The following is a 4,481-nucleotide window of genomic DNA, read 5'->3' as shown; positions in this document are numbered from 1 at the left end:
AACAAAAATGGACAGGTGCTACACGGGTGCGTGTTGGGTTTTCTGCGGGGCGTGTGATGCCTTATATTGCTGGTGGTGTTGCTTATGGACAGTTTCAAGATATTTTGTCGACAGTAATTACGGGAGGTGAGCCATTTAATAGGACATCGGATGCAACAAAAACAATGATTGGTTACACTCTCGGTGGTGGTGTTGATTTTGCAATGACAGATCATCTTGTTATGCGTGCGGAATATCGTTACTCAGATTTTGGTAAAAAGAAATTTAACGACGAGATTGAAGTTAAGTATAAGACGAATCATTTTCGCGCAGGAATAGCTTACAAATTCTAGTTTTTTAGGATAAATGAGCTTAAATTTAAGAGGTCCTATCTCTTTGATAGGGCCTTTATTTTTTATTAAATTGCCTTTTATATATAATCTTGGTACCAGATGAAAGAGCTACAAGCGCAATTCAAAAGGTGGTTTTTAAAAGGTGGTTCGAAGAATAAGAACAGGTAATGGACTGTCTGTCTTATCTGTAAAAAATCTATCTAAAAGCAAATATGCTGACAGAGCTGGTTTATGGCTTATCAAAACTGCACCAGATCAAGGATGATGAGTTTTTAGGTTTGACCTCAATAAAAGACGACGAGAAATGGGATTAGGCTCTTGTAGCGATGTATCTTTAAAAGAAGCACTGTTCAAGGCTTCAGCTTGTCGTGATCTTTTGGATCAAGGAATTGACCCAATTTGCCAAAAAAAAAAAGGAAATTTGTATCGAGCAGGGGGTGGTATTTCTTTACAAGAAATTGCCTCCAGTGCTTTGGAAGCAAAAAAAACGAATTGAAAAATGAAGGAAAAGCAGCAAGGTGGTTAATACCTCTTGAGTTACATGTTTTCCCTAAACTTGGTGATAAGCCAATCACTGAACTGACGCAAATTGATATAAAAGGATGCATTTCTCCCATTTGGAAGACAAAAAACGAAACAGCAAGTAAAGCTCTATTCCGCTTGAATATAGCTATAAAACATGCGGCGGCACTTGGTATAGATGTGGATATGCAATTAAAAGCAAAAGCTTTATTAGAAAAGTTTATTCAAAATACCAAAAATATTCCAGCAATGCCATGGAAAGAAATGCCTAAGTTTTTCAATCTTAAAATGATGAGCTTGTATCAAATCTAGCTTTAAAACTTCTTATTTTGACGGGGGCGTTCTATGCCAATCAGGCATATTCGGTCAGAAGAGATTTATGGATCAATACGGATTATCCAAAAAGAAAATATGAAGAGAATTGTTGGAGAGGTTTATGATTTTCATGCGCCGCTTACAGCTTAAGCGCTTGCTGTTATTGAAAAAGCAAAAAATAGAAAAAATGGTTTTTTATTTGCTGAGAGTTCTGGAAAGCCTATATCTGATGTAGCACTTTCTAAATTCATGAAAGACAAAGGTTATAATTATAGACTTCATGCTTTCAGATCAATTCTGCGGGATTGGATAGCAGAGACAACGTCAACACCATATGAAATTGCAGAATCTGTTCTTGCGTATTCAGTTGGGAATTCAGTGACAAAGGCTTACATGCGGACAGACTTTTTAGAACAGCGCCGTGTCCTCTTAGAACAATGAGCGTCTTTTATATCAGGAGAGGCTTGATAAAATTAAAAATAGAGAGTCTTTTCTCAGAAATTTTTCGTAAAGTTTTCTCAAATGATGTAAGTATCTGAACTGGATTCTTTTGCAGCATTTACGTTTATTTGGCTTTGAAATAAAAGGAAAAAGTTGGACGATGTTTAAAACATTACTCGCCCTTTAGCTAGAGAAGATTAAAGAGAGATTCCAAAGTATGATTCATATATAAATTAGACTTTACAATAATATAGAATATTTGTCAGTTTATCCCGTTAATATTATGATTCGATATTTTGTATTGTTGGGTAAGAGTAGTGATAAACACTAAAGAAGTTTCTTTAAAAGCACTTAAACTTGATCTAGAAAATCCTAGAATTCCTAGATTCACAAGTGAAAAGGATGCTATAAATTTTCTTTGTATTACAGAAAAGATTTTGGAATTGGCCGAAGATATTGCTGAAAACGGGTTGTCTCCATTTGAAAAGCTTATGGTAATACAAGATGGAGAGAAGTACGTTGTTAAAGAAGGTAATCGGCGGCTTGCTGCGCTCAAACTTCTTGATAATCCAAGGCTAGCTCCAGAGCATCTAGGTAAAAAGATCGCTAAATATAGTACTGACCGTAAAATTCACATAACTTCTGTAGAATGTGCTATTGCTTCTGACATAAAAGAAGCAAATCACTGGATGGAGATAAAGCATTTAGGTCAAAATAATGGAAAAGGTGTGAAGCCATGGAATGCTATACAAAAGTCACGTTATTCGCCAGACAATCCGAATAGATTTGCATACCTATTATTGAATCATCTGTTGGAGGATCCTTCACTAGATTATGATATTACGACTGTCACACGTTTGATTTCCAAAACAACTTTTTTTGAGTATACTGGAATTTATTATAATCAGTTGGAGGACAAGCTCGTCTTTTCATGTTCATATGAAGAAAATTCTGCACTTGATAATTTTTTGAAACAATTTGTACAAGATATACTTGAAAAAAAGATAAATTCTCGTTCTTGCAATAATAGAAAAGATATAGAAAAATATTTTGAAATCTTATCTCGCAAATTTGGTCTAACTAAATCATTTGATTCTTCTAATCTAATTAATTTATTTAGTTCTTCTAAAAAGCTTGCTAGAAAAGGCAAGGATAAAACAGAGTATTCTAAAAGAAAAGATAGTCTACCTACAAGCGATGCGAATAAAGATGGAAATTATCCAAAACAAAAATTATTTCGCCGCATTTATGATGAAGAAATTGCAGATCAGTTGCAGAAATTAGATATTATAAAACCCATCAGTATATATTCTTCAGTAAAAAAATTAGGTACTGACGCTGATACACCTCTTGTGTATATAGCGTTTAGTTGTTTATTCGAAGGGCTGACAGGCTTTTTAGGCCGAGAAAACAAATCTTTTGATAATTTTTTAAAGGATAAGCTTTCAAAGTATTGTCGATTATTAAAAACCGAACTTGACGATACACAGTATATAAATGAAAATGAGAAAGCTATTGTAGACACTCTAGCGAAGGTTAGAATGCAAGCCAATACAGCTAAACATGCCTTCTGTTCAGCACCCTTGAGTTATCTAGAGGTTCTCAATGATATACAAGTATTAAAGCCAGTGTTAATGCAATTAATCAATGAAGTGTATGACAAAAAATCGCAGAATGCTCGTCAAATGCTTTAGCCATTGCTGTCCAATATGAACAAAATATGATAACATAGCTTTGTTTTAATACTGTAAGGTTTACAGAGATGGCTTATAACTATTCTCCATTAAGGTATCCTGGTGGCAAGGCTGCACTCTATGGAAGAATCAAAGAAATTTTTGAGACAAATGGATTAAATGGATGTTCTTATCGTGAGCCTTTTGCTGGTGGGGGCGGATTGGCTCTAAATTTTCTTTTAAATAACGATGTTAAAGATATCTACATTAATGATATTGATCCGTTTATTTGGAGTTTTTGGTATTGTGTTTTGCACAAGACAGAAGAATTAATAGAAAAAATTAATACAACGACCATTAACTTAGAAGAGTGGTATAAACAAAAAGAAATTTCTCCTGAAAACGCAGACGTGCTTAGCGTTGGGTTTGCTGCATTTTTTTTGAATCGTACAAACAGATCTGGAATCATTAAAAATGCTGGTCCTATTGGAGGAAAGCAACAAGTTGGGAGTTACAAAATAAACTGTAGATTCAACAAAAGGGACTTAATTGGCCGTATTAGAAATATAAGTGTACAAAAAGATAGGATATATTTAATGCGGCTAGATGCGCAGGAGTTTTTGCGACGTTATGGAACAAATGAAGATGAAAATATTTTCCTTTATATAGATCCTCCATATTTTAAGAAAGGAAAAGAGCTGTATACTTCATTTTATAAAGCTAAAGATCATTACGCTTTAGAAAATATCATTTCTAAACATGTGAATGCGCTTTGGTTAATTACTTATGACAACGTAGAAGAAATTAAATTCTTGTACAATCAATATCCTAAAATAGAATTTAATATACGGTATTCTCTACAAAATAAGAGACAAGCTCAAGAACTGATGATTTTCTCACCAAAGATCAAAATCCCACAATCATTAGAACAGAATATAACATCACTTTGTAATGTGGCTTAGCTGCTTTCATAAACAAAATCTGTTCTCTCTACAAGCTTTGCAAGTTTGATTGCTGTCAATCAATTTTATATTTTAAGGAAAGGTTTGGTGTGTTTAATTCTTTGAAATCCACTGTTTTAAATGCGCAAAAACATTCTCTCTCGTATCTATGAGACGAGAAAAATTAAGAATCCATTTTCTAAAGAATTTCGCGCGTCTCAGAGTATGTTTAGAGTCGGATATTTGGTTTTTGTGTA

General features: G+C 33.9%; 6 protein-coding genes. All 6 read left to right on the top strand.

The annotated features are described in order from the left end of the window. A partial coding sequence (locus tag ACFIKE_RS08430; protein ID WP_375649259.1) for an outer membrane protein occupies positions 1-332 on the top strand: 332 nt, incomplete at its 5' end. Positions 333-636: 304 nt separating this feature from the next. Continuing rightward, entirely contained in the window at positions 637-828 is a 192-nt protein-coding gene (locus ACFIKE_RS08425) for a hypothetical protein (protein ID WP_375649256.1), read from the top strand. Next, complete coding sequence (locus ACFIKE_RS08420; RefSeq protein WP_375649254.1) at positions 825-1,166, top strand: phage integrase central domain-containing protein; 342 nt, start codon at positions 825-827, stop codon at positions 1,164-1,166. Before ACFIKE_RS08425 ends, ACFIKE_RS08420 begins: the two co-directional genes overlap by 4 nt. Positions 1,167-1,418: 252 nt before the next feature. Further along, entirely contained in the window at positions 1,419-1,610 is a 192-nt protein-coding gene (locus ACFIKE_RS08415; protein WP_375649252.1) for a hypothetical protein, read from the top strand. A gap of 317 nt (positions 1,611-1,927) precedes the next feature. Then, positions 1,928-3,304 carry a ParB/Srx family N-terminal domain-containing protein gene (locus tag ACFIKE_RS08410; RefSeq protein ID WP_375649250.1) on the top strand — a complete coding sequence of 459 codons (1,377 nt, stop codon included), beginning with the start codon at positions 1,928-1,930 and terminating at the stop codon, positions 3,302-3,304. Between the two features lie 68 nt (positions 3,305-3,372). Beyond that, complete coding sequence (locus ACFIKE_RS08405; protein ID WP_375649247.1) at positions 3,373-4,245, top strand: DNA adenine methylase; 873 nt, start codon at positions 3,373-3,375, stop codon at positions 4,243-4,245. Positions 4,246-4,481 lie beyond the last annotated feature (236 nt).

The sequence above is a fragment of the Bartonella sp. MU70NMGDW genome (genome assembly GCF_042194085.1).
In the GTDB taxonomy this organism is placed as follows: Bacteria; Pseudomonadota; Alphaproteobacteria; order Rhizobiales; family Rhizobiaceae; genus Bartonella; species Bartonella grahamii.
Note: the sequence above shows the minus strand (reverse complement) of the source record. Positions and strands in the feature narration are given on the sequence as shown.

Bases quoted from the DNA above. Each gene is read 5' to 3' on its own strand.
- ACFIKE_RS08425 (WP_375649256.1), top strand. From the start codon at position 637: ATGGGATTAGGCTCTTGTAGCGATGTATCTTTAAAAGAAGCACTGTTC.
- ACFIKE_RS08415 (WP_375649252.1), top strand. From the start codon at position 1,419: ATGAAAGACAAAGGTTATAATTATAGACTTCATGCTTTCAGATCAATT.
- ACFIKE_RS08405 (WP_375649247.1), top strand. From the start codon at position 3,373: ATGGCTTATAACTATTCTCCATTAAGGTATCCTGGTGGCAAGGCTGCA.